The sequence below is a fragment of the Shigella sp. SIG3 genome (genome assembly GCF_053555855.1).
Genome location: NZ_JBQZXE010000295.1, coordinates 1 through 653, shown reverse-complemented (window position 1 = coordinate 653; position 653 = coordinate 1). Strand labels below are relative to the sequence as shown.

The window sequence follows — 653 nt, the reverse complement described above, 5'->3', positions numbered from 1 at the left end:
GGTGGCGAACTGTGCAGGGTTGGCGTAACCGGGTACGGAAACCGGCGAGCCTTTCGGCTCCCCCACACAGCCCGCCATAAATCGCGAATGTGACTGTGCAAACGATATGAAAAAAGACGCGGGCGCGTCTCATATCGCTCCGTAAACATCCGGGACGCCAATCCCGACGCCAGATTTTGCTGCGCGTGAGGAATATAGCCCCGGATAACAGATTGAGTCAACAAACGGTTTTTAGATCCCCGGAAGAGAATGCATCACGCATCGGTAGATAGAGCATATATTCAGCAAGATTTAGCCATACATCTACCCGACTGCAGCACGTCCGGAAACACCACTCAGGGTGTGCGTCATTCAGCAATTCAGCCATTTTACGCTTAGTCATCCCCCGCCCTTCATACCGTTGCCGGAGGACACTAATCAATCCAGGATGCTCTGCCAGCACCTCACTTATGACTCTATCAATACATAACGCCTCTGCATCAGTACAATGCGCCAGCCAGGTCTTTTGCTTGCCATTGATCATCTCTCGCAAAAACGCTTCCAGCTCAGGTTTCTCTATTCCCGCTTTTTTCATCCTGCGCAGGGCTTCATTGACGGCTGTTTTCGTCAATTTTTTGGATGCCAGCAACTGGTTAAACATATTTCCCGTCTTA

The 653-nt window shown here is 50.7% G+C and carries 1 protein-coding gene; it reads right to left on the bottom strand.

Going from position 1 to position 653, the window contains the following annotated elements:
- Positions 1-217: 217 nt before the first annotated feature.
- A partial coding sequence (locus tag ACUU1I_RS21040; RefSeq protein WP_449144937.1) for a DUF1133 family protein occupies positions 218-653 on the bottom strand: 436 nt, incomplete at its 5' end.